This is a genomic window from Nocardia sp. NPDC051787 (assembly GCF_040681325.1).
Classification (GTDB): domain Bacteria; phylum Actinomycetota; class Actinomycetes; order Mycobacteriales; family Mycobacteriaceae; genus Nocardia.
On sequence record NZ_JBFAYO010000028.1, the window covers coordinates 83,878 to 106,982 of the forward strand.

The 23,105-nt window shown below is 66.9% G+C and carries 21 protein-coding genes and 1 tRNA gene; 12 read left to right on the plus strand and 10 right to left on the minus strand.

Features of this window, described 5'->3' with window-relative positions; translation table 11 throughout:
- Nucleotides 1-27 precede the first annotated feature (27 nt).
- A complete protein-coding gene (locus AB0M45_RS26055) occupies nucleotides 28-2,058 on the minus strand; it encodes an NADPH-dependent 2,4-dienoyl-CoA reductase (RefSeq protein ID WP_364334417.1) in 2,031 nt (676 codons plus the stop codon).
- Between the two features lie 21 nt (nucleotides 2,059-2,079).
- Entirely contained in the window at nucleotides 2,080-2,637 is a 558-nt protein-coding gene (locus AB0M45_RS26060) for a PadR family transcriptional regulator (protein ID WP_364334420.1), read from the minus strand.
- A 99-nt stretch (nucleotides 2,638-2,736) separates the two neighbouring features.
- On the opposite strand from AB0M45_RS26060, the gene AB0M45_RS26065 reads away from it, so the two are divergent.
- On the plus strand, nucleotides 2,737-4,104 hold the full coding sequence (locus tag AB0M45_RS26065) for an MFS transporter (protein ID WP_364334423.1): 1,368 nt from the start codon (nucleotides 2,737-2,739) through the stop codon (nucleotides 4,102-4,104).
- 22 nt (nucleotides 4,105-4,126) lie between these two features.
- On the opposite strand, the gene AB0M45_RS26070 is transcribed toward AB0M45_RS26065, so the two are convergent.
- Nucleotides 4,127-4,747: a TetR family transcriptional regulator gene (locus AB0M45_RS26070; RefSeq protein ID WP_364334426.1), complete on the minus strand. Its 621-nt coding sequence runs from the start codon at nucleotides 4,745-4,747 to the stop codon at nucleotides 4,127-4,129.
- A gap of 170 nt (nucleotides 4,748-4,917) precedes the next feature.
- Between AB0M45_RS26070 and AB0M45_RS26075 the strand changes: the two genes are divergently transcribed.
- Genes AB0M45_RS26075 through AB0M45_RS26085 form a run of 3 tightly spaced genes read left to right on the plus strand, consistent with a single transcriptional unit; the run spans nucleotide 4,918 to nucleotide 7,508 of the window.
- Nucleotides 4,918-6,033 (plus strand): FAD-binding oxidoreductase, encoded by a 1,116-nt coding sequence (locus AB0M45_RS26075; protein ID WP_364334429.1) that lies wholly within the window; start codon nucleotides 4,918-4,920, stop codon nucleotides 6,031-6,033.
- Between the two features lie 18 nt (nucleotides 6,034-6,051).
- Complete coding sequence (locus tag AB0M45_RS26080; protein ID WP_364334432.1) at nucleotides 6,052-7,200, plus strand: acyl-CoA desaturase; 1,149 nt, start codon at nucleotides 6,052-6,054, stop codon at nucleotides 7,198-7,200.
- On the plus strand, nucleotides 7,200-7,508 hold the full coding sequence (locus AB0M45_RS26085; RefSeq protein WP_364334435.1) for a hypothetical protein: 309 nt from the start codon (nucleotides 7,200-7,202) through the stop codon (nucleotides 7,506-7,508). Before AB0M45_RS26080 ends, AB0M45_RS26085 begins: the two co-directional genes overlap by 1 nt.
- On the opposite strand, the gene AB0M45_RS26090 is transcribed toward AB0M45_RS26085, so the two are convergent.
- Entirely contained in the window at nucleotides 7,509-8,042 is a 534-nt protein-coding gene (locus tag AB0M45_RS26090; protein ID WP_364334438.1) for a DUF4254 domain-containing protein, read from the minus strand.
- A 391-nt stretch (nucleotides 8,043-8,433) separates the two neighbouring features.
- On the opposite strand from AB0M45_RS26090, the gene AB0M45_RS26095 reads away from it, so the two are divergent.
- Nucleotides 8,434-8,754, plus strand: a complete 321-nt coding sequence (locus AB0M45_RS26095) for a hypothetical protein (protein WP_040775583.1) — start codon at nucleotides 8,434-8,436, stop codon at nucleotides 8,752-8,754.
- On the opposite strand, the gene AB0M45_RS26100 is transcribed toward AB0M45_RS26095, so the two are convergent.
- Nucleotides 8,724-9,056 carry an excalibur calcium-binding domain-containing protein gene (locus AB0M45_RS26100; RefSeq protein ID WP_364334490.1) on the minus strand — a complete coding sequence of 111 codons (333 nt, stop codon included), beginning with the start codon at nucleotides 9,054-9,056 and terminating at the stop codon, nucleotides 8,724-8,726. The two genes, AB0M45_RS26095 and AB0M45_RS26100, sit on opposite strands and share 31 nt — an antisense overlap.
- Before the next feature lie 323 nt (nucleotides 9,057-9,379).
- Here AB0M45_RS26100 and AB0M45_RS26105 point away from each other — a divergent pair, with 323 nt between their 5' ends.
- Nucleotides 9,380-10,057, plus strand: a complete 678-nt coding sequence (locus AB0M45_RS26105) for a DUF4389 domain-containing protein (RefSeq protein ID WP_364334442.1) — start codon at nucleotides 9,380-9,382, stop codon at nucleotides 10,055-10,057.
- Between the two features lie 37 nt (nucleotides 10,058-10,094).
- On the opposite strand, the gene AB0M45_RS26110 is transcribed toward AB0M45_RS26105, so the two are convergent.
- The 5 genes from AB0M45_RS26110 to AB0M45_RS26130 form a co-directional block, all read right to left on the minus strand.
- The gene (locus AB0M45_RS26110; RefSeq protein WP_364334445.1) at nucleotides 10,095-11,084 is read right to left on the minus strand and encodes an ATP-binding cassette domain-containing protein; all 990 of its coding nucleotides are present in this window, start codon (nucleotides 11,082-11,084) and stop codon (nucleotides 10,095-10,097) included.
- 2 nt (nucleotides 11,085-11,086) lie between these two features.
- Nucleotides 11,087-11,914: an ABC-2 family transporter protein gene (locus AB0M45_RS26115; RefSeq protein WP_364334448.1), complete on the minus strand. Its 828-nt coding sequence runs from the start codon at nucleotides 11,912-11,914 to the stop codon at nucleotides 11,087-11,089.
- Nucleotides 11,907-12,764: an ABC-2 family transporter protein gene (locus tag AB0M45_RS26120; RefSeq protein ID WP_364334451.1), complete on the minus strand. Its 858-nt coding sequence runs from the start codon at nucleotides 12,762-12,764 to the stop codon at nucleotides 11,907-11,909. Before AB0M45_RS26120 ends, AB0M45_RS26115 begins: the two co-directional genes overlap by 8 nt.
- A 250-nt stretch (nucleotides 12,765-13,014) precedes the next feature.
- Nucleotides 13,015-13,833 (minus strand): class II glutamine amidotransferase, encoded by an 819-nt coding sequence (locus tag AB0M45_RS26125; RefSeq protein WP_364334454.1) that lies wholly within the window; start codon nucleotides 13,831-13,833, stop codon nucleotides 13,015-13,017.
- 316 nt (nucleotides 13,834-14,149) lie between these two features.
- Nucleotides 14,150-14,223, minus strand: a tRNA-Arg gene (locus AB0M45_RS26130).
- Between the two features lie 201 nt (nucleotides 14,224-14,424).
- Here AB0M45_RS26130 and AB0M45_RS26135 point away from each other — a divergent pair.
- The 6 genes from AB0M45_RS26135 to AB0M45_RS26160 all read left to right on the plus strand — a co-directional run.
- On the plus strand, nucleotides 14,425-16,458 hold the full coding sequence (locus AB0M45_RS26135) for a cytochrome c oxidase assembly protein (protein WP_364334457.1): 2,034 nt from the start codon (nucleotides 14,425-14,427) through the stop codon (nucleotides 16,456-16,458).
- A complete protein-coding gene (locus AB0M45_RS26140; RefSeq protein ID WP_364334460.1) occupies nucleotides 16,455-17,423 on the plus strand; it encodes a serine/threonine dehydratase in 969 nt (322 codons plus the stop codon). Before AB0M45_RS26135 ends, AB0M45_RS26140 begins: the two co-directional genes overlap by 4 nt.
- A 161-nt stretch (nucleotides 17,424-17,584) precedes the next feature.
- Nucleotides 17,585-18,082 carry a single-stranded DNA-binding protein gene (locus tag AB0M45_RS26145; protein ID WP_364334463.1) on the plus strand — a complete coding sequence of 166 codons (498 nt, stop codon included), beginning with the start codon at nucleotides 17,585-17,587 and terminating at the stop codon, nucleotides 18,080-18,082.
- 80 nt (nucleotides 18,083-18,162) lie between these two features.
- Nucleotides 18,163-19,839: an energy-dependent translational throttle protein EttA gene (gene ettA / locus AB0M45_RS26150; RefSeq protein ID WP_364334466.1), complete on the plus strand. Its 1,677-nt coding sequence runs from the start codon at nucleotides 18,163-18,165 to the stop codon at nucleotides 19,837-19,839.
- Nucleotides 19,840-20,210: 371 nt separating this feature from the next.
- Nucleotides 20,211-20,333 (plus strand): hypothetical protein, encoded by a 123-nt coding sequence (locus AB0M45_RS26155; protein ID WP_364334469.1) that lies wholly within the window; start codon nucleotides 20,211-20,213, stop codon nucleotides 20,331-20,333.
- Between the two features lie 189 nt (nucleotides 20,334-20,522).
- On the plus strand, nucleotides 20,523-23,105 hold a 2,583-nt coding region (locus AB0M45_RS26160), incomplete at its 3' end, for an NAD-glutamate dehydrogenase domain-containing protein (RefSeq protein ID WP_364334472.1).

A 23,105-nucleotide genomic window follows, 5' to 3' on the forward strand; every position in this document is an offset into this window, starting at 1 on the left:
GCGTCGATGCCCGGCCGCCGGGGTCGTTCACAGCCGGGCGGCGAGGCGGGTGCCCTGGTCGATGGCCCGTTTGGCGTCGAGTTCTGCGGCCAGCTCGGCGCCGCCGATGAGGTGCAGGCTGACACCGGCGGCGCGCAGCGGGGCCGCCAAGTCCCGGACGGACTCCTGGCCCGCGCAGATCACCACGTTGTCGACCGGGATCAGCTGCGGCCGTTGACGTTTCTCGCCGAAGCTGATGTGCAGGCCACTGTCGTCGATGCGTTCGTAGTTCACGCCACCGATCTGGTCGACGCCCTTGGCCTTCAGCGCGGCGCGGTGCACCCAACCCGTGGTCTTGCCGAGATCCTTGCCGAACGGTGTGGTCTTGCGTTGCAGCAGAACGACTTCGCGTGCCGCGGGAGCTGGCCTCGGGGTGGTGAGCTGTCCGGGAACCTGCTCGTCGTCGGACGTGACGCCCCACTCTTCCTTCCACTCGTCCAGCTTGAGCGTGGGATGACCGTCGACGATGAGGAATTCGCTGACGTCGTACCCGATTCCGCCCGCGCCGATCACGGCGACGCGCTTGCCGACCGGCTTCTCTTCGCGGACCAGCTCGGCGTACGACAACACCATCGGATGATCGATGCCGGGAATGTCGGGGATGCGCGGCTGCACGCCGGTGGCGAGCACCACCTCGTCGTAGCGGCCCGCGATGAGTTCGTCGGCGCCCACCCGCTTGTTCAGGTGCACGGTGACACCGGTGCGCTCGAGCATCCGGTTGTAGTAGCGAATCGACTCGCCGAACTCCTCTTTGCCGGGGATGCGGCGGGCGATGTCGAACTGGCCGCCGATCTTGTCGTCGGCCTCGAACAGCTCGACGCGGTGGCCGCGTTCGGCGAGGTTCACCGCCGCGGCCAGCCCGGCCGGGCCGGCGCCGACCACCGCGATGCGCTTGGTGCGGCGGGTCGGCAGCAGCTTCAGCTCGGTCTCGTGCCCGGCACGCGGGTTGAGCAGGCAGGACACCGTCTTGTGCTGGAACGCGTGGTCCAGGCAGGCCTGGTTGCAGGCGATGCAGGTGTTGATCTCGTCGACGCGATCCTGCGCGGCCTTGTTCACCCATTCCGGGTCGGCGAGGAACGGGCGGGCCAGCGAAATCAGCTGGGCGTCACCGCGGGTCAGGATCTCCTCGGCCACCTCGGGCATGTTGATCCGGTTGGACGCGCAGACCGGAATGTTCACCTGGGCGGTGATCTTCGCGGTGAACTCGACGAAGGCCGCGCGGGGCACGGAGGTCACGATGGTCGGCACCCGCGCTTCGTGCCAGCCGATATCGGTGTTGAGGATGTTCACGCCGGCGGCTTCGAGTTCCTTTGCCAGCGCGACGATCTCGTCGAAAGTCTGACCCTTCTCCACCAGCTCGGCCATGGACAGCCGGAACACGATGATGAAGTCCGGGCCGACCGCGGCGCGAGTGCGGCGGACGATCTCCACCGCGATCCGGCGCCGGTTCTCCGCGCAGCCGCCCCATTCGTCGGTGCGCTTGTTGGTGCGCGGCGCGAGGAACTGGTTGATGAAATAGCCTTCACCGCCCATGATCTCGCAGCCGTCGTACCCGGCGAACTGGGCCAGCTTCGCGCAGCGCGCGTAGTCGTCGATGGTCCGCTCGATGCCCTTGGCCGAGAGCTTGCGCGGCCGGAACGGGTTGATCGGGGCCTTGATCGACGACGCCGAGACGCTGCCGGGCATATAGGAGTAGCGACCGGCGTGCAGGATCTGGATGGCGATCTTGCCGCCCTGCTCGTGCACCGCCTTGGTGATCGTCCGGTGCCGGTATGCCTCGGTCTTGTTGGTCAGTTTCGCGCCGAACGGCAGCAGCCAGCCCGCGCGGTTGGGCGCGTAGCCGCCGGTGATGATCAGGCCCGCGCCGCCGCGTGCGCGTTCGGCGAAGTAGGAGGCCAGTTTGTTGGTGTCCCAGGCGCGGTCCTCCAGACCGGTGTGCATCGAGCCCATCACCACGCGGTTGCGCAAGGTGGTGAAGCCGAGATCCAGCGGCTCGAACAGGTGGGGGAAGGAGCTCATCGGTGAGGTCGCCTTTCTCCGTCAATCCGCGTGCGGGGCTGCGGCGCGCGGATGCAGTGCTTGCAGAACTTCGTCGCACCATTCGACGAATCCCGACTCCACGCGGATGCCCGCGCGCAGGACGAGGTACTGGTGCAGGGTGGTCCCTGTGAGCTGGTCCGGGGCCGGGAAGTCACGTTTCTCGATGTGCCGGTACAGCTCGAGCCGCTGGGCGTGCTGGTCGCGGTGGCGGGCCACCTCGGCGCGCAACGCCGTGATGTCGCCGTAGGCGGCGGCGCGGATCTTTACCGCGAGTTCGTTGCGCGGGGTGCCGGAGTCGCTCGGTTCGGCGATCCAGCGGGCAAGTTCGGTGCGGCCCGCCTCGCTCACCGAGTACACCTTCTTGTCCGGCCTGCCCTCCTGAACCACGGATTCGCCGTCGACCCAGCCGGACTCCTCCATCCGCTTGAGGACGCGATAGATCTGCTGGTGGGTCGCGTTCCAGAAGTAGCCGATGGACTTGTCGAATCGGCGCGCCAACTCGTAACCCGAGCCGGCGCGCTCGCTCAGCGATACCAGCAACGCATGCTCGAGTGCCATGCGGTGAGGGTAGCCGTGACAATCGGTACTATGCAACTGGGTGCATAGCTGTGGCGAGACAGCCCACGCCGACCGGCCGCGCCCATTAAGCTGCGCGGCATGACCGAGGCGAACGCGCGGGCGACGGTTGGGCAGGCCGCCGGGCGCGGGCAGGTGGTGGCGTGGGGGCTGTGGGACTGGGGGTCTTCCGCGTTCAACGCCGTCATCCTCACCTTCGTCTTCTCGGTGTATCTCACCGACAAGGTCGGCGACGACCTGCCCGGCGCGGTCTCCGCCAGCGCCTGGCTGGGCTGGGCGCTGGGTATCGCGGGCCTGATCGTGGCATTGACCGCGCCGATCAGCGGACAGCGCTTCGACGCGTCGGCGAAACGCAAACACTCCCTCGGCGTGCTGACCGCGCTCATTATCGCCGCGATGGCGCTGATGTTCTTCGTGCACGACGACTATCACGACTTGTGGCTCGGCTTGGTGCTGCTGGCGTTCGCGTCGGCGTGTTTCGAGTTGTCGAACATCCCGTACAACGCGATGCTGCGGCAGGTGTCCACGCCGCAGACCGTCGGCCGGGTCTCCGGATTCGGCTGGGCGATGGGTTATTTCGGCGGCATCTTCCTGCTGTTGATCTGCTACACCGGTTTCATCGCCGGCGAGGGCGACAATCGCGGGCTGCTGGGCGTGCCCACCGACGACGGGCTCAACATCCGCCTCATCGCGGTGCTGGCCGCCGTGTGGTTCGCCGCCTTCGCGCTGCCGGTCATGTTCGCGGTGCCCGAATTGCCCCGGACGGACGCCGACCCCGGCGCGGCGAGCGCAGGCTTCTTCGCCTCGTACCGGGTGCTCTGGCGCGATTTGCGCGAGCTGTGGCGCACCGACCGGCGCACGGTCGGCTTTCTGCTGGCCAGCGCCGTGTTCCGCGACGGTCTGGCCGGAGTGTTCACCTTCGGGGCGGTGCTGGCCGTGCGGGTCTACGGCATCGACGACTCGGACGTGCTGCTGTTCGGGATCGCCGCCAATGTGGTTGCCGCGCTCGGTGCGATCGTCGCGGGCCGCTTCGACGACCGCTCCGGTCCGAAGATCGTCATCGTGGTATCGCTGGCCGCGATGCTGGTGTGCGGGCTCGCGCTGCTGGTGGTGTCCGGCCCGCTGATGTTCTGGATCTTCGGGTTGCTGCTCACGGTTTTCGTCGGTCCCGCGCAGGCGGCGGCGCGCTCGTTCCTGGCGCGGCTGGCCCCGCCGGGCCGCGAGGGTCAGCTCTTCGGCTTGTACACGACCACGGGCCGCGCGGTGTCCTTCCTGGCGCCAACGCTTTTCGGTGTGTTCGTCTGGCTGTTCGACGCCGATCGCGCGGGCATCGCCGGGCTGCTGATCGTGCTCGCGGCCGGACTCGCGGTGCTGCTGCCGGTGCGGTCGCCGGACCCGGCGGAAGTCCGGACCGGTTCGGGCCCGGAGGATTCCGGATCGGCCCGATGAGATTCGACCGTGTGTGGCCGGATCACCTCCGCTTCGGTGGCCGCCACGCGTCCATGCCCAGTGCGATCAGGCGCATTTGCTGCACGGTGCGGTCGACGATCGTCTGCTCCGCGCGCGGAGCGGCCGCCACGTAGGCGGCGATCCCGTCGGTCACCGTCGTTACCATCAGGTCGGCGGCGATCTCCAGGTCCCGCGGCGTCCAGGCGTCCAGGGCCCTGATCCGGGACAGATCGGCGACAAGTTCCCGCACGATCAACTGGATCTCGCGGGCGATCGCCGTGCGCAGCGCCGCCGATCCGCCGTGCCGCTCCCTGGTGAGGAAGCCGAACAACTCCCGCTTCGGGCCCACCTGCGTGAACACGAACCGCACCGTGTCCGACAGGCTCGCGTCCGTGTTGCGGCGCACTTCGCGCAGCGCCAGGCGCAACGCGGTGACGCCGTCGTCCACCAGTGTCGCGCCCAGGTCCTCCAGCGACGCGAAGTGCCGGTAGAACGCGGTCGGCACGATGCCGGCCGATCGGGCGATCTCTCGCAGGCTGAGCGCGGCGAAACCGCGGTCGGCGGCCAGCGCCAAGGTGCCGTCCAGCAGTGCCTGCCTGGTCCGCTCCTTGCGTTCGCCTCGGGTAGCTGCCTGCTCATTCATCCCGGTGAGCATACATCCGTTCACCATTCGGTCTATCCATAACTGTTGTTGGGGTCACATGTTTCGCCGGTTGACACCGGACCATGGTCATCGGTCACACTAGTTGAGTGTACAGACGTGCACTGAAATATGGATCGCACGTCGTCAGCCCGACTGGAGGCGGAGAACGAATGGTGGATCTCGTCAACCTGGTGCAGACCCTGACCTCGCCGCACCCGCTCGATCGGTATCTGGAACTGGTCCGGCCCACCCTTACCCTGCGGGACATGCGGGCGGAGATCACTCGCGTGCGCCACTCGGCGCCTGGCTCGGTGACGCTCACCCTGCGTCCGACCAGGCGGTGGAAAGGTCATCGCGCCGGACAGTACGTCCAGCTCGGCGTGGTGATCGATGGCGTGCGGCACACCCGGTGCTATTCGCCGGTCAACCCGGAAGGCGGCCGGGATCGCCACATCGAGCTCACGGTGAAGGCGCATCCCGGCGGAGTGGTGTCGCAGTACCTCTACCACAAGGCCGTCCCGGGCATGGTGGTCGATCTGACGCCCGCCGACGGCGTGTTCCGGTTGCCCGAGCCGCGTCCGGAGCGTGTGCTGCTGATCAGTGGTGGCAGCGGCATCACGCCGGTGCTGTCCATGCTGCGCACGCTGGCCGACGAGGAGCATCCGGGCGAGGTCGTCTTCCTGCACTACGCGAAGTCGGCCGCGGTGCTGCCGCACCGGGCCGAGCTCGACGTGATCGCGCGGCGGCACAAGAACTTCCGCATCGAACTGCGGCATCCGCGGCGACCGGACAAACCACGCGTCGACTCGGATGCGCCGTGGGTGGACCTCGCGCAGCCGAAGGGCAGCGGGTACTTCCACTACGACGAGCTGGAGCGCGTCGCGCCCTGGTTCGCCGACGCGCAGACCTATGTGTGCGGTCCGCAATCGCTGATGGACGCGGTACGCACGATCTACCGAGCCGAACAGTTGGACGACCGGCTGCACACCGAGGAGTTCACGCTGTCGGTCGTGCCCGCCGACGCCGCGCAAGCCCACGGCACGGTGCGCTTCTCGGCGAGCGGGGTGCGCGGCGAGAACAACGGTGCGACTCTGCTGGAGCAGGCCGAATCCGCGGGCCTGAGCCCGGAGTACGGCTGCCGCATGGGGATCTGCTTCTCCTGCACCGCGGTGCGCCGCTCCGGCTGCACGCGCAATCTGCGCACCGGCGAGACCGACAGCGATCCCGACCAGCCGATCCAGTTGTGCATCAGCGCGCCGGTCGGCGACGTCGACATCGATATCTGAGACCGAAGGGGAGCAATCGTGACCATCCTTACCGAAACCCAAGACGGGCCACTGGTGCTGAGCCCGGAGCAGATCGAGGAGCTCGGCCGGGAACTCGACGAGCTGCGCGCCGCGATCGTCGCCGATCTCGGCGAGCGTGACCGGGAGTACCTGTACTCGATCATCAAGGCGCAGCGGGGCTTCGAGATCGCCGGGCGCGGCCTGATGTATCTCGGCTTCCTTCCGCCGTTCTGGCTGGCCGCGGTGGCGGCGCTGAGCGTGTCGAAGATCTTGGACAATATGGAGATCGGGCACAACGTGATGCACGGCCAGTACGACTGGATGCGCGAACCGGGCCTGAATTCCCGTGTGTTCGAGTGGGACACGGTCTGCCCGGCCGACCAGTGGAAGCACTCGCACAACTACCTGCACCACACCTACACCAATATCCACAACAAGGACCGCGACATCGGCTACTCCGTCCTGCGGATGGACGAGGCCCAGGAATGGAATGTGCTGCGGCTCGGCCAGCCGCTGTACGCGTTCGTGTTGATGATGCTGTTCGAGTGGGGGGTGATGGGCCACGATCTCGAGGTCGAGAAGATCCTGCGCGGCGACCGGAAGTGGCCGGAGGTCAAGCAGTTGATCCTCGGCCAGTGGCGCAAGGCGGGCAAGCAGGTGCTCAAGGACTACCTGGTGTTCCCGGCGCTGACCGGGCCACTGTTCTTCCACACGCTGGCCGGCAACGCCGCCGCCAATCTGGTGCGCAACGTGTGGGCCTTCGCCATCATCTTCTGCGGCCACTTCCCGACCGGAGTACAGACGTTCACCGAGGAGGAGACCGCGGAGGAGACGCGCGGTGAGTGGTATATCCGCCAGATGCTCGGCTCGGCCGACATCACCGGAAGCAAGCTGTTCCATATCATGTCCGGCAATTTGTCGCACCAGATCGAACACCACCTGTTTCCCGACCTGCCCGCGAGCCGCTATCCGGAGATGGCGCCGACGGTGCGCGCATTGTGTGAAAAATACGGCCTGCCGTACAACGCCGGCCCGCTCGGTAAGCAGATCGTCTCGGTTTGGAAGAAGATTATCAAACTCGCGCTGCCGCCGCGCTGGGTGAAGAGTGAACCGTCTCCCGGTGTTATCGTGATGCGTCAGCGAAAGCCGAGCGAAGCGGGCGTGTAATGATCGGGAAATTCGAAAGCAACAAGGATCTCATTCAGGAATTGACGTCCTCTGGAGCCCGGCACGTCGGCAATATCGCCAACATCATCACCGGCACTGTCGCGGAGGTCACGCGGGAGATCGGTGAGTGGATCACCGACGCGATCGAGATGAACGAGGCGGCCGCCGCGGCTCGCCGGGATGCGGCGGGGCAGCACGATCTGCAAGACGATGCCGATGACGTCCAGGTCACGAAGCCGCCGGTGGCCGAGACGGAGGGGTTCGTGGACGCCGAGGTGGTCGACGCCGAGGTCGACGAGACGCGCTGATCACCACACCGGCAGCCGGCGCCGGTGTTCGATGACGTCGGTGATCAGATCCTGGTAGCCGTCGATCAGCTCCGCGAGCCTGGTCCACTGCAGGTGAGCTTCCCCGTCCACCTGCAGTGGATGTGGCCGCATCGTGATTTCCTCGCCCAAAGAACATTGGGCGGCAATCCATTTCTCCGCGATGCGATCGATCACCGCGCCGAGCGTCTCCGTGTGCAGCGAAGCGCCCGACCGGTGCTGAATGTTCGCGGCAACCCACGCGTCTATGCGCCCGATCCACTCGGCGCGGTGCTCGTCGATGTCCTCTACCAGCTGACTGCATGCCGCGACCTGCGTGCTGGAGGCTCCGGGGGCGTGCGCCCGCTCGAGCGCCTGGTGCCGCCGCTGGTGGCATTCGGCGAGTTCCAGCGCGGCGTGCAGCACACTGTGCCGGTGCCGGTCGGCGTCGTCGGGTTCACGAAATGCGCGAAGCAGTGCGGCGGCCGGCGGTAGCTCTTCGGCTCTGAAACTGCGCTGAGCGTATTCGGTTGGCATGGTGTACCCCTGCGACACGATCGGAATCCTGGTTACGCCAGGGCCGAGGAGGTTTCGGGAGGGGCGCCCCTCGGCTCCGGCGCAGTCCCGCACCCGGATTGCCATCCCACAGTCCATCGGCACGGCAGAGAAACCGGGAAATCCGCGACGATGCGAGAGAGACGGTCCGAGAAAATCGGGACACATTCAGGAAAGCGCGGTCGTCGAAGCCGCGCAATAGGGTGCTGGGCGAATTCGAAAGCTGCGGGGAAATCGTTATGTTCCGTTACGGATCGGTCACCCGCTACCTGCGAGCGGTCATGCGCTCGCGTGAATAGCCGAGCGCATTAGTGGCAACCCGATGGAGCGCTGCGGCTGCGCGTCGCGGTTCTATCGGCTAGCCTCGACGTTCGTGCCCGCCTACGTGTCATCGCCCGAGTTGACATTCGGGTTCATGTTCGCGCTGGAAGACCCCGAGCGAATCGCGGAGGTCGTGCGCACGCTGATCGTCCGCAAAACCGTCTCGGTCTTCCGCCTCGCCCGGCTGTCCGACGACGACGGTCCGCCGGAGCGCTACGTGGTCAACTGGGCGGTGATTCCGCAGATCTCCATCACCACCGCCGCACCGGATCAGGATGAGCTCCGCGCCACCCGCACCATGCTGGTCAACGCTTTTCTCAGCGAGGACGGCGAGGTCAGCCTCTATTCGGCGCAGTCGAACGGACCGGCCTGACCGATCACCCGCGCAGGCCGCGTTCGGACGGCCGACCCGATCGGATAAGCCGGCCGCACGATGATCAGCCAGGGACGGCGGCCGGCCGCACCGCGCAGGCTGTGCCATCCAGCTGATCCAGCCGGATCGAGTAGCCGGGGGTCGCTTCGCCGCACCGGCGCCTTCCCCGCGGCCCACGCCTCGGCGCAATCCCGGAACCGCTGCTGCGGCGCGGTCGAAGTGGCCGCGGGCCGTGATGAGGTCGAATGCCGCCGCTTCTTGCTCTTGCATCCGCGCATGCTCAACACCAGCACAGCGATCATCAGTACACCGACGAGCACCACGACAGGACGGAAGCTTCGCCTAGCCGAATTGCCCCCATGTCAACGAGATTGGTCGAAACGTCCGCCAGTGTTCATGTCGCCGTGGCGTAGTGCGATGCACGGGGCTGCCGACGACGTTGCCTGTGCGGGCAGCGTGGCGCGGAGGCGTCCGGCACGGCCGACCCGCGCCACGCCGTGCTGCACCGATTCGTTGGCGTGTCGGTATCGGATGGTGCCGTTTCTGAATGGCCCGATACGCCACAATCAGGACATACCGCACTGTTTGTGGCCTGAATCACAAACATCCGGAAGGAGTGTCGATCATGGAACCTGAGAAATCCGTCGTGCCGGCCGACCCGATTCGCGTTCGCGGAGATCTGGATCCGGGGCTGTCGCGATGGATGTGGCTGGTCAAGTGGCTATTGGCCATCCCGCACTACATCGTGCTGTTCTTCCTGCACATCGCCTACCTGGTCCTCACGATCGTCGCCTTCTTCGCGATCCTGATCACCGGCAAGTACCCGCGGGCGCTGTTCGACTTCAATGTCGGCGTCATGCGCTGGGCCTGGCGGGTCACCTTCTACGCGTTGTCCGTACTCGGGACCGACCGGTACCCACCCTTCAGCCTGCAGCCCAGCGCGGAGTATCCGGCGGATCTGGAGATCGACTACCCCGACACCCTGCACCGTGGCCTGGTCTTGGTGAAATGGTGGCTGCTGGCCATTCCGCACTACCTGATCGTCGGCGCGATGGTGAGCGGCGGCGTCTCGCTCGGGATGAGCGATGGCGACGACTGGGGCGGTCCCTCGCTCCCGCTGATGAGCATTCTGCTGCTCGTCGCGTTGATCGCGCTGCTGGTCACGACGCGCTACCCGCAGGGCGTCTACGACTTCGTGATGGGCATCAACCGTTGGATCATCCGCGTTCAGGCCTACGCGAGTCTGATGCGCGACGAGTATCCGCCCTTCCGGCTCGACCAGGGGGCACGCGAAGCCGACTGAATCCGGATGCCGATCATCCATATCGGATCCGCCCGCCTCAGCGGGTGGATCCGTATATCCGGCGGACCACGTCCTCGATCTCCGGCTCTTCGATCGACAGATCCCGCACTTCGGCCCGATCGGACACGGCGGCCAGCAATTGTGCGGCGGTGATCCGCTCCGGAGCGAAGGCCAGCCGCTGTCGCATGCCGTTGGCTTCGCTGCTGAGCAGTTGGGCCGAGGGCAGGTCGTCGAAGTCCGGCGCGGGCTCGGCCAAGTCGACCACCAGGACGCGGCGGGCGCCGACCGTGGCCGCCAAACCGGTCAGTGAACCGTCGTACACCAGACGTCCGTGGTCGACGACGAGCACACGGCCACACAGTCTTTCGATGTCGCCCATGTCGTGGGTGGTGAGCAGCAGAGTGGTGCCGCGCTCGGCGCGCTCGGCGCGGAGGAACTCGCGCAGCCGTTGTTTGGACAGCACGTCGAGACCGATCGTCGGCTCGTCCAGGATCACCAGCTCGGGCGAATGCAACAGTGCCGCCGCCACTTCCGCGCGCATGCGCTGGCCGAGCGATAGTTGGCGCACCGGTGTGTCGAGGGTGTCGGCCATCTCCAGTTGCTCGATCAGCTCGTGTGCGCGCTTGCGCGCGGCATCCGGCTCCAGCCGGTGGATCGCGGCGAGAATCGAAAACGATTCGCGCAGCGGCAGATCCCACCACAGTTGGGAGCGTTGCCCGAACACCACGCCGATCCGCCCGGCCAGTTCGCGCCGCTGCCGGACCGGGTCCAGCCCGCAGGTGCGCACGTTGCCGGAGGTGGGCACCAGGATGCCGGTGAGCATTTTGATGGTGGTGGATTTGCCCGCGCCGTTGGCGCCGATGTAGCCGACGGCCGCGCCCCGCTCGATCCGGACGGTCATCCCGTCGACCGCGGTGAGTGTTTCGCGGCGCCTGCGCCAGCGTCGGCCGTCCTTGCGGTACAGGGTGAATTGCCTGGTCAGATCCTTCATGTCGATGATCGCTTCCGCGCGCCCCGACTGCGCCATGCTTATCCGCCGCCTCCCTGGTAGTGCCGTGTGCCCGACCGCCACAGACCCAGCGCCAGCAGCCACACCCACAGCGCCGCGACCGGAGTCAGCCAGGCCAACCAGGAGGGCAGCAGGGGCGGACCGGGCAGTCGCAGGAGCGCGAGGGTGGGTATGTAGGCCGTGAAGGAGACCGGTATGGCGAATCCGAACAACAGCTTCATCGGCGTGGGGAACACCGACGCCGGTTGCGTTGCGGCGAACGAGCCGCCGTAGGTGAAGCTGTTGGTGAGTTCGGAACCATCGATCAGGTAGAACTGCAGCCCGGCGGCGCAGACGAACACCCCTCCGAACAAGGCGATACCGCCGAGCAGTGTCAGGGTCAGCAGCGTGGCGGTGCCGGCTCCCCAGTCGATATCGTTGCGCGCCAGCCCGACTCCGAGCGCGACGATCGATACCGAGGCGCGGGCGAACCTGCGCAGCGAGATGTCGCTGGTGATCAATTGCAGCAGCAGCGGTTGCGGGCGGATGTGATAGGCGTCGAGCTGCCCCATCCTGATCAGGACGGGCAGCGTGTCGAGGTGGCCGAACAACACTTGGGACAACGTGAAGCTCGTATGGCTCAATCCGAACAGCAGTAGCGCGGCGTCCAGGTCCAGCCCGCCGAGTACCCGCGCGCTACGGAAGATCAGCCACACTTCGGCGAGCTCTATCAGCCCGAACATGAACGCGCTGAACACATCACTGGCGAACGACAACCGGTAGCTGCGCTGGGCACGGATCCTGGAGCGCAACACCGCCACATAGGGCGTCGACCACGTGCCGGAGCGGGGCGGGGCGACCTCAACCACCCTGTACCTCCAGCCTGCGGCGCCCGGCGGCCAGCAGCACCCGCCCGGCGATCCCGATGGCCAGCACCCAGAACGCTTGGACGATGACGACCGAGAATGCCTCCGCTCCGGTGATCCGCCCCGAGAGCACGTCGACCGGCGTCTGCAGGATCGACGGAAAGGGAGTGGCCGCCGCGATCGCGGCCAGCCACGACGGGAACATGTGCACCGGCACGAACAGTCCGGCGAGGAATGTCCCGGAGCCGTAGTACAGCGCGCGGACTCCGCGGGTGTCCACGACCCAGAATCCGATCAGCACCACGAGGAACCGGCACAGGAACGAAACCACCACGGCCAGCAGCACACTCACCATGCCGAGCAGGTAGGGGCCGGGCGTCACGGGCATCGCCAGGCCGAAGGTGAGCGTGCCGACCACAACGCTCGGCAGCCCGCGCGGCAGGAAGGTGCAGGCCGCCCGCCCGAGATCATCGGCGAGATAACCGTATTGGATGTCGACCGGGCGAAAGAAGTCGATCGCGATGTCGCCGGTCTTCACCCGATCGTCCAGCTCGCCCAGCGGGGCTGCCATGAACTGCACCGCACCGAGCAGCCCCTGGGAGATCCATACGTACGCGCCGATGCTGCCCTGGTCGTAGCCGCCGAAATCACCGGCGGCGTCCACCGCGGCGACCAGCACGGCCGCACGTACGAACCCGAATACGCAGTTGGTGAACAACCCGGCGAACATGGCCAGTTTGTACTGCCACTGTCTGCGGAATCCCGCGCCCACCAGTGCTGCGTAGAGGGCGACGGCGCTGCGAAATCGTTCTCCGACGGCACGCTGTCCGTCCCCCTCCGGTATGCCGCGCACAAAGAGTTCACCCTACCGCCCAATGTGTAGGCGGGGAAGTGTTGGCCACTGCTTCGGACAACACTATCTCTGCGCCGCCCCGAGCCGAAACCGGATAGGACACAGGGTATTGCGGCGATGGTGCTCGTACCATGCCGGGCGGTGTAGAGCGGTCTGCTACCCAAGCATGGGAACGCCCTGTGGCGGGAGGCTCGGCGAGCCGGATGATTCGAGTGCTGCGGGATGCGGACGGCGGCGCGTCAGCGGCGTGTCATGGAGCGATCGGCTGGAAGGGGACGATTTCGTCGTGTCCCGGATAGATCACACCGGCCGACGATTCCGGGACTTCGTTCCATGCCCCGGGGAGGTCGCGTAGCGGCTCGGAGACCACGAATCGGGTTTCTTCGCCCAGCTGATACAGCACCGGGACATCGGGATGCAGCGCGCGCAGGGTGGTGATGTCGGTGGAGTAGAACAACGACCGCGTCTGCCGTTCGCTGGAGTAGCGGAAGAACCACATGGAGCTGCCGTCGGTGGTCGCGACGGTCATCTGGACCGGGGCCGCGACCTCATGGGTGCGGCTGACATCCTCGACGAAACCGACCGCATGGGCGACGGCGCCGAGCGGGTCGTCGAGCAGTCCGAAGGTCAGCGCGAGGAAGAACAGCAGCTCCGAGTCGGTAGAACCCTCGATGTCGGGGAAAAGGGACGGCTCGACCGCGGTGATCAGGTCGCGTTTGGTCGCGTGGAAACCGTTCAGCTCCCCGTTGTGCATCCACAACCAATTTCCGTGCCGGAACGGGTGGCAGTTGCTGCGCTGCACCGCGGCACCGGTCGACGCGCGCACGTGCGCGAAGAACAGCGGCGTTCGCACCTGTCCCGCGACTTCCCGCAGGTTCCGGTCGTTCCATGCGGGTTCGATGTTCTTGAACACCGCCGGTCGCCTGCCCAGGCCGTACCAGCCGATCCCGAAGCCGTCGCCGTTCGTGGTCGTCGCGCCCAGCCGGGAGTGCAAGCTCTGGTCGATCAGCGAATGGTTCGGCCGGAACAGAAGATCCTCGGCCAGGATCGGCTCACCTGAATAAGCCATCCACCTGCACATCTATCGCTTGAAGCAGAACACCCGGCGGTGCGGGGGCCGGTTGCTCGATGGGGTCGATTCGACTGCGGCGTGTACTCCGCGACGTACACGACGATCGTCGTCTCGTACTGACAGCACCCGTCGCGCGTGCGGCGGCGTGCTGCCCGCAACTGGCTCGCGAAGATGTCGGCGAAGCCGGGCCGGATCTGCGCCACACTGATCCGGTGAGCGGTCCGCCTGGCGAAGATTTCTCGGTGTTTGAGTTTCGCGGCTAGTGGGTATTAGCACTGGGGACCGGCATATTTGCAGGTCACCAGTGCTGCTGCGCCCCCGGCAGGAATCGAACCTGCGACCTAGGGATTAGAAGGCCCTTGCTCTATCCAACTGAGCTACGGAGGCAGTGGGTTCCACCATGGCCGACATTGGCCGTGCTGTCCAGCGGGGCAATTATAGCGACCGTCCAGGTCGCAAGTTTCTTAGCAGTAGCAACGTTTCAGCCACCCCGAGACCGTAGTCGACGCACTGTAGTGATCCGCGGCCCAGAATATCCGCCCAAACCCGACCGGGCTACGGAATACTAGCCGAACTACGCTCAGTCGTATGTCGTCCGAGTCTGTCCCGTCCGCCGCTCCTGATGCCGAGGCTTCCCGGTCCGGGGCGACGTTCGCGGCGGTCACGGCGTTGTCGGGTGCCATCGCGGCCGTGGTCGCGGCGCTGGTGGTGGGGCTGTCCGCGGCGCAGGCACTGAGTTTGCTCGGCATTCCCGACCCGGGCGCGTCGACCACCTACGGCCTGCCCGCGGTGCGTGCGCTGGCCGATCTGTCCGCGGCGCTGACGGCCGGCTCTTTGCTGTTCGCGGCGTTCCTGGTGCCGCCACAGCCGAATGGCCTGCTGGACGTCGGCGGGTACCGCGCGGTGCGCTCGGCATCGAATTTCGCGTTGGTCTGGGCGTGTTGCGCGGCGCTACTCGTCCCGCTGACCGTCTCCGACACCACGGGCCAGCCGGTGGCCGAGATCCTCCGGCCGGAGAGCCTGTGGCGGGCGATCGCGCAGATCGAATTGGCCGGTGCCTGGCGCACCACCGTGATCTTCGCGCTGATCGTCGCGGTCGGGTGCAGATTGGCGTTGCGCTGGGGCTGGACGCCGGCGTTGTTCGGCGCCTCGATCATCACGATGATGCCGTTGGCGTTGACCGGGCATTCGTCCTCGGGTGGATCGCACGATGTCGCCACAAACAGCCTGATCCTGCACCTGGTTTCGTCCGCGGTCTGGGTCGGCGGACTGTTCGCGGTGCTGGCGCACGCCCTGCGTGGCGGGGCGTACACCGACGTGGCCGCGCGGCGATTCTCGCTGACCGCCACCGTCGCCTTCGCCGTGATCGCGGTCAGCGGCGTGCTCAACTCCTGGGTGCGGGTACCGCTGGACGAGCTGTTCACCAGCACTTACGGCAGGCTCGTGCTGGCCAAAGCCGCCGCGCTGGTGCTGCTGGGTGTGCTCGGCTATCTCCAGCGCCGCGCCGCGCTGCCCGCTCTGGTAGCGGATGCCGGTGATCGTGCCGCGCTGGTCCGGTACGCGAGCGTCGAGGTGTTGATCTTCGCCGCGACCGTCGGTCTCGCGGTCGGGCTCGGGCGCACGCCGCCGCCACCACCGGACTCGGTCCCCACGCCCGCCGAAGTGGAACTCGGCTACACCCTGGCCGGTCCCCCGACCATCGCGCGGCTGCTGTTCGACTGGCGGTTCGACCTGATCTTCGGAACGCTGTCGATCATGCTCGCGGTGCTGTATCTGCTCGGTGTGCGGCGGCTGCGTGCGCGCGGCGACGCGTGGCCGGTCGGGCGCACGCTCGCGTGGCTGTCCGGCTGCGTGGTGCTGCTGATCGCGACCTCCTCCGGGGTCGGCCGGTATTCGCCCGCGATGTTCAGCGTGCACATGGGTGCGCACATGGCGTTATCGATGCTGGCGCCGATCCTGTTCGCGCTGGGTGGCGCGGTGACGCTGGCGCTTCGGGCGCTGAAGCCCGCGGGCCGCGGCGGTGTGCCGGGTCCGCGGGAATGGCTCCTGGCCGCGGTGCACAACCCGGTGTCGCGTTTCCTGACCCACCCGGTCGTGGCCTCGGCGATCTTCGTCGCGGGCTTCTACGCGCTGTACCTGGGCGGCATTTTCGACACGTACGCCGACTCGCATGCGGCGCACCTGTTGATGAACGTGCACTTCTTGCTCAGCGGTTATCTGTTCTACTGGGTGGTGATCGGCATCGATCCCAAACCTCGGCAGGTGCAGCCGCTGACCAAGCTCGCCATGGTGTTCGGCTCGCTGCCGTTCCACGCGTTCTTCGGGATCGCGCTGATGAGCATGGCCACGGTGCTGGGTGGCTGGTTCTACCGCGGCCTCGGCCTCGGCTGGAACGCCGATCTGCTCGGCGACCAACGCACCGGCGGGAGCCTGGCCTGGGCAAGCGGCGAGGTTCCCCTGGTGGTGGTGATGCTGGCGTTGCTGATCCAATGGTCTCGCAGCGACCAGCGGCTCGCCCAACGTACCGATCGAGCCGCCGAACGCGACAACGACGCCGCCCTCGCCGCACACAACGCCATGTTCGCCGAACTGGCCAAGCGAGATGGAGAAGTGCGTAAGTGAGTGAACGCGCCACCACGGTCTCCCCACACAGACCGGTCGGGCGGGTGGAACGGTCGGATGTGCGAAGCGCGCGCAGGCGGATGGCCGGGCAGATCCGCAAGACCCCGGTCTTCCACACGTCCGTCGCGAGCCCGTCGGGTCCGGTGCCGGTGACGCTGAAGCTCGAGCACCTCCAGCACGCCGGGACGTTCAAGGTGCGCGGCAGCCTGAACGCGCTGCTGGAGTCGGGGGAGGGTATCGAGCAGGTCGTCATCGCGTCCGGCGGCAACGCGGGCATCGCGGCCGCGCTGGCCGCCGCACGGCTGGGCAAGTCCTGCACCGTGGTCGTCCCGGAGACCGCGCCGCACACCAAGGTCGCCGCGATGTGGTCGCACGGCGCCGAAGTGCTCTGGTGCGGAACCAGCTACGCCGAGGCGCGGCGGCACGCGACCGAACTCGCGGCCGATCGCGGCGCGTTGTTGCTGCACGCCTACGACCTGCCCGCCGTGGTCGCCGGGGTCGGCGTGATCGGGCTGGAGCTAGAGGAGCAGGTGCGCGGACGACCGCCGGTGCTGGCTGCGGTGGGTGGCGGCGGATTGGTCGCCGGGATCGCGGCCGCGCTCGGGCGCCGTCAGCAGGTGATCGGGATCGAGCCCGAGGGTGCCGCCATCCTTCGTGCGGCGCTGGAGGCGGATCGTCCGGTGGATGTGGTGGGGTCCGGTATCACCGTGGATTCGCTCGGCCCGACCAGGATCGGTGACATCGCGCTCGATGTCGCCCGCCGCAACCGGGTGCGGTCGTTGCTGGTCAGCGAGGACGCGATCGGCGCGGCGCGAGAGTATCTGTGGCGCGAGTTCCGCATCTTGGTCGAGTTGACGGGGGCCGCGGCGCTGGCCGCCATTCACAGCGGCGTGTACGTCCCCGCTGCGGATGAGCGACCGATCGTCGTCCTGTGTGGTGCGAACACCGACGTGGCGGTGTTCTGACCCGACACGTGCGAAAGAGTCGATTTTCACAAGTCGGCTAGTTGTGCACATTCGCGGATCGGGTCTCCCGGCAGGTGTGGATTCCGAGCACGCTGGAAGTGCCCTCCAGAAGGGGGAGGAGACCCGGACCAGCCCGGATCCGAATGCGAAGGGGTTTGACTATGTACGAGGCGAACGCGACCGTCATCGGAACGATCGCTACTCATCCGATCAAGCGGGATCTGTCCAATGGCGAACAGGTGGTGACGTTCCGGCTGGCGAGTAATTCCCGCAGGCTCGATCACACCTCGGGGCAGTGGGTGGACAACGGCACGCTGTATCTCACCGTCAGCTGCTGGCGCAGGTTGGTGGCGGGTGTCGACGCGTCCCTGCGCCGGGGTGACCCGATCATCGCCTACGGTCAGTTGCGCTCGCACGAGTACCGCAGCAAGGACGGCGTCGAACGCCGGGATCTGGAGATGCGCGCCACCGCGGTCGGTCCGGACCTGTCCCGCTGTGCCGCGCACGTGACGCGATGGTCCGATCCGGCACCGCGGAATACTTCGGCGGGTTCGAGCGCTGAAAGTCGGGAGCCGGCCGGCGACGCGCCGGGGGAGGACGTCGCGGCCGTAGGCTTCACCCCTCCGCGTGGCAGTGCGCCCGAGCCCGTCGGTACCTGATCGCATGACCGGTTTCGTCCCGGCGGCAGTGGTAGCTCTGCTTCGTCCCCTCGTCTCCCGCACCGATAGGCTGCACACTTATGGCTGAGTTCATTTATCAGATGAAGAAGGTTCGCAAGGCGCACGGCGACAAAGTCGTGCTCGACGATGTCACCCTGAACTTCCTTCCCGGCGCCAAGATCGGCGTCGTCGGCCCGAACGGCGCGGGTAAATCCAGCGTGCTGAAGATCATGGCCGGACTGGACCAGCCGAACAACGGTGACGCGTTCCTCGCCGCCGGTGCCACGGTCGGCATCCTCCAGCAGGAGCCCCCGCTCAACGAGGAGAAGACCGTCCGCGGCAACGTCGAGGAGGGCCTCGGCGAGATCAAGGTCAAGCTCGACCGCTTCAACGAGATCGCCGAGCTGATGGCCACCGACTACTCCGACGAACTCATGGACGAGATGGGCAAGCTCCAAGAGGAGCTGGACCACGCCGACGCCTGGGACATCGACTCGCAGCTCGAGCAGGCGATGGACGCGCTGCGCTGCCCGCCGCCGGACGAGCCGGTCACCACTCTCTCCGGTGGTGAGCGCCGCCGGGTCGCACTGTGCAAGCTGCTGCTGAGCAAGCCCGACCTGCTGCTGCTCGACGAGCCGACCAACCACCTGGACGCCGAGAGCGTGAACTGGCTCGAGCAGCACCTCGCGCAGTACCAGGGCGCCGTGCTCGCGGTCACCCACGACCGGTACTTCCTGGACAACGTCGCGCAGTGGATCCTCGAACTCGACCGCGGCCGTGCCTACCCCTATGAGGGCAACTACTCCACCTACTTGGAGAAGAAGGCCGAGCGCCTCGAGGTGCAGGGCAAGAAGGACCAGAAGCTGCAGAAGCGGCTGAAGGAAGAACTCGCCTGGGTGCGTTCGGGCGCCAAGGCCAGGCAGGCGAAGAACAAGGCCCGCCTCGGCCGGTACGAGGAGATGGCGGCCGAGGCCGAGAAGATGCGGAAGTTGGACTTCGAAGAGATCCAGATCCCACACGGCCCGCGTCTGGGCAATGTGGTGGTCGAGGTCGAGCACCTGGACAAGGGCTTCGGCGATCGCCAGCTGATCAAGGATCTGTCGTTCACCCTGCCCCGTAACGGCATCGTCGGTGTCATCGGGCCGAACGGTGTCGGTAAGACCACGCTGTTCAAGACCATCGTCGGGCTCGAGCAGCCCGACAGCGGCGAGGTGAAGGTCGGCGATACGGTCAAGCTGAGCTACGTCGACCAGAACCGTGCCGGCATCGACCCGAAGAAGACGGTGTGGCAGGTGGTCTCCGATGGCCTGGACTACATCGAGGTGGGCCAGCAGGAAATGCCGTCGCGCGCCTACGTGAGTGCCTTCGGTTTCAAGGGGCCGGACCAGCAGAAGCCGGCGGGCGTGCTCTCCGGCGGTGAGCGCAACCGCCTCAACCTGGCGCTGACCCTCAAGCTGGGCGGCAACCTGATCCTGCTCGACGAGCCGACCAACGATCTCGACGTGGAGACCCTCGGCTCGCTGGAGAACGCGTTGGAGAAGTTCCCCGGCTGCGCCGTGGTCATCTCGCACGACCGCTGGTTCCTCGACCGCACCTGCACCCACATCCTCGCGTGGGAGGGCGACGCGGACAACGACGCCAAATGGTTCTGGTTCGAGGGCAACTTCGAGGCGTACGAGGCGAACAAGGTGGAACGTCTCGGCCCCGAAGCGGCCCGCCCGCACCGAGTTACGCACCGGAAGCTGACCCGAGGCTAGGTCGGCTACAACGGGGTGGGTGCAGCCGATCCGCACCCACCCCGCTCAACGGGCCGCTCGTCTCTGCTGACGGCCTGCACATTGCACAGGTAGTGGCAACTCGGTCGCGCTGGTCCTCGCCTGCGCGCTGGCATCCTGGATTCAGGCGGCGGGTGTCGCCACCACCGTCCGCGCCGCACCGGATGGGGTCGGGAGCGGACGAAGCTCGTCCGGCACGGAGCTTGTGGCATCAGACATGTTCTCCGCGCCATGATTCGGCTGAGTCAACCTCTGGCCGGTAAGTGGCAGCGGTGCGCGGCGCCCTGAACCTTGGTCGACAACCCGGAACAGGAGTGACACCTACCCACGCGTAGCTCGCTAGGGTGGGAGTTGTGAATGCGCAGGCGCAGTTCGAGCAATCGGTGGTCGAGACCACCGACGCGGTGGCCGAGCTGACCCGAGGTGCCGGTGCGGCGCCACTGCCGCCGCGGATACGACCTGTAGCGCTCACCTGACGTTCGCGGGTCCGATCTGGTACTGCGCCGAGGTCAACCGCTGGACCTCGGCACCTGAGCGGCGAACACCGCGGTCGTGGTGAATACCTGGATATCGGAAGGGAATTCACCCACGCGTCTTCGGCGCACAGTTACTCTCGGACCGGCGTCACTTTGTTACGGAACCGATATCCGAGGGAGTTGGCGAAAATGACCGTCTCGTCCGAATTGTCCAGCGCGGCGTGGGCCGCGGGTTTGCCGCAGTCACTGCGCGGCGAGCTCGCGACGCTCGAGGAAGCGTATTTCCGCCACGTCGACGCGGGCGATGTGGACTGTGCGATCACCGGCATCAATCAGATTTTCCGCCGGCATATGGAGCTGGCGGTGACTCGCCTCCCCGGTCGCGCGTTGGTGCGGGTGTACCACCCTGATGACGGGTCCGGTATCGGCGCCGCCGTGCAGATCGTCACCGACGACATGCCGCTGCTGGTCGAGTCGATCAGCTCGTCGTTGAGCCGGATCGGTGTCAGCGTCAGCGAGATCATCCACCCGATCTTCGAAGTCGAGCGGGACGCGGAGGGGCGGCTGACGCATGCCGCACCGCACGAGGTGGACGGCACCGGCGCGGCCGGGCTCCGTGAATCCTGGATGCACGTGCAACTGCATCCGTCGACCGGCCCGGCGCTGCTGGCCAGGGTCGAGGCCGCCGTGCCGGACGTGGTCGACGACGTGCGCCAGGTGATCGGCGACACCGAGTCCATCCGGGACGTGCAGGGCAAGCTGGCCGACGACCTGGAACTGGCCGCGCAGTCCGGGTCGGCACCGTTCGCCGCGACCGATCTGGTCGACACGGCCAATCTGCTGCGCTGGCTGGCGCAGGGCAACTTCACCGTCCTCGGCTATGCCCGCTACCGCCTGAGCGCCGACCAGGAGCAGGAGACGTCCACCGTGCTGCCCGGCACCTGCCTCGGCGTGCTGCGGCCGGACGTCGGCACCGACTTCCACGTTCCGGTCAACGGCGGCGACCGTCCGCTGCTCACGCTGACCCAGGGATTGGTGCCCGCCACCGTGCACCGCTCGGTGTACCCGTACTTCGTCGGTGTCATCGACTTCGACGCGACCGGGACGATCGTCGGCGAGCACCTGTTCATCGGCGTCTTCACCGTCACCGCGGTGCACGAGAACGTCTTGGATATCCCGGTGATCGAGCGCCGGGTGCGTTCGGCGATCGAGGCCAGCGGATTCGATCTGGATTCGTTCTCCGGTCAAGCGATGCTCGAGGTCATCCAGTCCTTCCCGCGCACCGAACTGTTCTCCTCCGACGCCGAGACGCTGCGTCGCACCGCGACCGCGGTGCTGAGCGTGGGCCTGCGCCGCCAGGTGCGCCTGTTCCTGCGCGCGGATGCCTACGGCCGCTATGTCGCCTGCCTGGTCTACCTGCCGCGCGACCGGTACACCACCAGGGTTCGGCTCGAGATGCAGGACATCCTGGTCCGCGAATTGGGCGGCGTGTCCATCGACTACTCCGCGCGGGTGGGCGAAAGTGATTTGGCGCGTGTGTATTTCACGGTGCGGATGCCGGAGGCCGAGTCCGGCGCTCCGCGGCAGGCGGCACCCGCCGCCGACACCTCCGAGGCCAACCGGTTGCGCCTGCAGAACCTGCTCGCCGAGGCGAGCCGCACCTGGGACGACCACCTGAACGACGAGGTGAGTACGTCGGCGGTGCTCGATCCCGCCGTGGTGCAGCGGTACGCGGAAGCCTTCCCCGAGGGTTACAAGCAGGATTTCGCCGCTGCCCGCGCGCTCGCCGACATCGTGCGCATGGAGCGGCTGCGTGACGGCGGCATCGACCAATACCTGTATCGCAAACCGGATTCGGAGCCGGGTTCGTGGCGCTTCACCCTCTACATCGGCGGGCGGGGCATCTCACTGAGCCAGGTGCTCCCCGTGTTGCAGAGTCTCGGCGTCGAGGTGGTGGACGAGCGGCCGTACCAGGTCGAGCTGGAGACCGCGGCCGACGGCCGAGCCGGCGGCGAGCGGTGGATCTACGACTTCGGTCTGCTGGCCCGCCCGGAATTGCTGCGCAGTTCGCTGGACCGGGATCTAGACGCGGAGCTGCTCGAATCCTCCAAGCGCGCCGACGTGCTGGAGGCGGAGGTGCGGGGTCTGCGCGAACGGTTCGTGGAAGCGTTCGAGGCGATGTGGTACGGCCGTGCGGAGGCGGACGGTCTCAACGAGCTCGTGCTGCGCGCCCGGCTGCCGTGGCGGGCCGTCTCGATCCTGCGGACCTATGCGAAGTACTTGCAGCAGGCAGGTTTTCCGTACAGTCAGGCGAACATCTGCCGCGTGCTGCTCACCTATCCGGATATCGCGCGGTTGTTCGTCGACCTGTTCGCGGCGCGTTTCGATCCCGATACCGTCTCCGCCGAGCACGCCGCCGAGCTGGAGACCCAGGTGCGCGGACGGATCGATGAGGTCGTCAGCCTGGACGCGGACCGCATCCTGCGCGCGATGCTCGGCTTGGTCAAAGCGACGCTGCGGACCAACTACTACGTGACGGACGCGCAAGGCAGGTCGCGCGATTACGTCTCGGTGAAGGTCGAACCGCAGGAGATCGCCGAATTGCCCCGGCCGCGTCCGCAGTTCGAGATCTTCGTGTATTCGCCGCGGGTCGAGGGCGTGCATCTGCGCTTCGGGCCGGTTGCGCGTGGTGGTTTGCGGTGGTCGGATCGGTTGGAGGATTTCCGTACCGAGATCTTGGGTTTGGTGAAGGCGCAGGCGGTGAAGAATGCG

Bases quoted from the DNA above. Each gene is read 5' to 3' on its own strand.
- AB0M45_RS26070 (WP_364334426.1), bottom strand. From the start codon at position 4,747: ATGAATGAGCAGGCAGCTACCCGAGGCGAACGCAAGGAGCGGACCAGG.
- AB0M45_RS26060 (WP_364334420.1), bottom strand. From the start codon at position 2,637: ATGGCACTCGAGCATGCGTTGCTGGTATCGCTGAGCGAGCGCGCCGGC.
- AB0M45_RS26090 (WP_364334438.1), bottom strand. From the start codon at position 8,042: ATGCCAACCGAATACGCTCAGCGCAGTTTCAGAGCCGAAGAGCTACCG.
- AB0M45_RS26075 (WP_364334429.1), top strand. From the start codon at position 4,918: ATGGTGGATCTCGTCAACCTGGTGCAGACCCTGACCTCGCCGCACCCG.
- AB0M45_RS26100 (WP_364334490.1), bottom strand. From the start codon at position 9,056: ATGATCGCTGTGCTGGTGTTGAGCATGCGCGGATGCAAGAGCAAGAAG.
- AB0M45_RS26135 (WP_364334457.1), top strand. From the start codon at position 14,425: ATGTCGTCCGAGTCTGTCCCGTCCGCCGCTCCTGATGCCGAGGCTTCC.
- AB0M45_RS26065 (WP_364334423.1), top strand. From the start codon at position 2,737: ATGACCGAGGCGAACGCGCGGGCGACGGTTGGGCAGGCCGCCGGGCGC.
- AB0M45_RS26125 (WP_364334454.1), bottom strand. From the start codon at position 13,833: ATGGCTTATTCAGGTGAGCCGATCCTGGCCGAGGATCTTCTGTTCCGG.
- AB0M45_RS26085 (WP_364334435.1), top strand. From the start codon at position 7,200: ATGATCGGGAAATTCGAAAGCAACAAGGATCTCATTCAGGAATTGACG.
- AB0M45_RS26145 (WP_364334463.1), top strand. From the start codon at position 17,585: ATGTACGAGGCGAACGCGACCGTCATCGGAACGATCGCTACTCATCCG.
- AB0M45_RS26105 (WP_364334442.1), top strand. From the start codon at position 9,380: ATGGAACCTGAGAAATCCGTCGTGCCGGCCGACCCGATTCGCGTTCGC.
- AB0M45_RS26055 (WP_364334417.1), bottom strand. From the start codon at position 2,058: ATGAGCTCCTTCCCCCACCTGTTCGAGCCGCTGGATCTCGGCTTCACC.
- AB0M45_RS26110 (WP_364334445.1), bottom strand. From the start codon at position 11,084: ATGGCGCAGTCGGGGCGCGCGGAAGCGATCATCGACATGAAGGATCTG.
- ettA (WP_364334466.1), top strand. From the start codon at position 18,163: ATGGCTGAGTTCATTTATCAGATGAAGAAGGTTCGCAAGGCGCACGGC.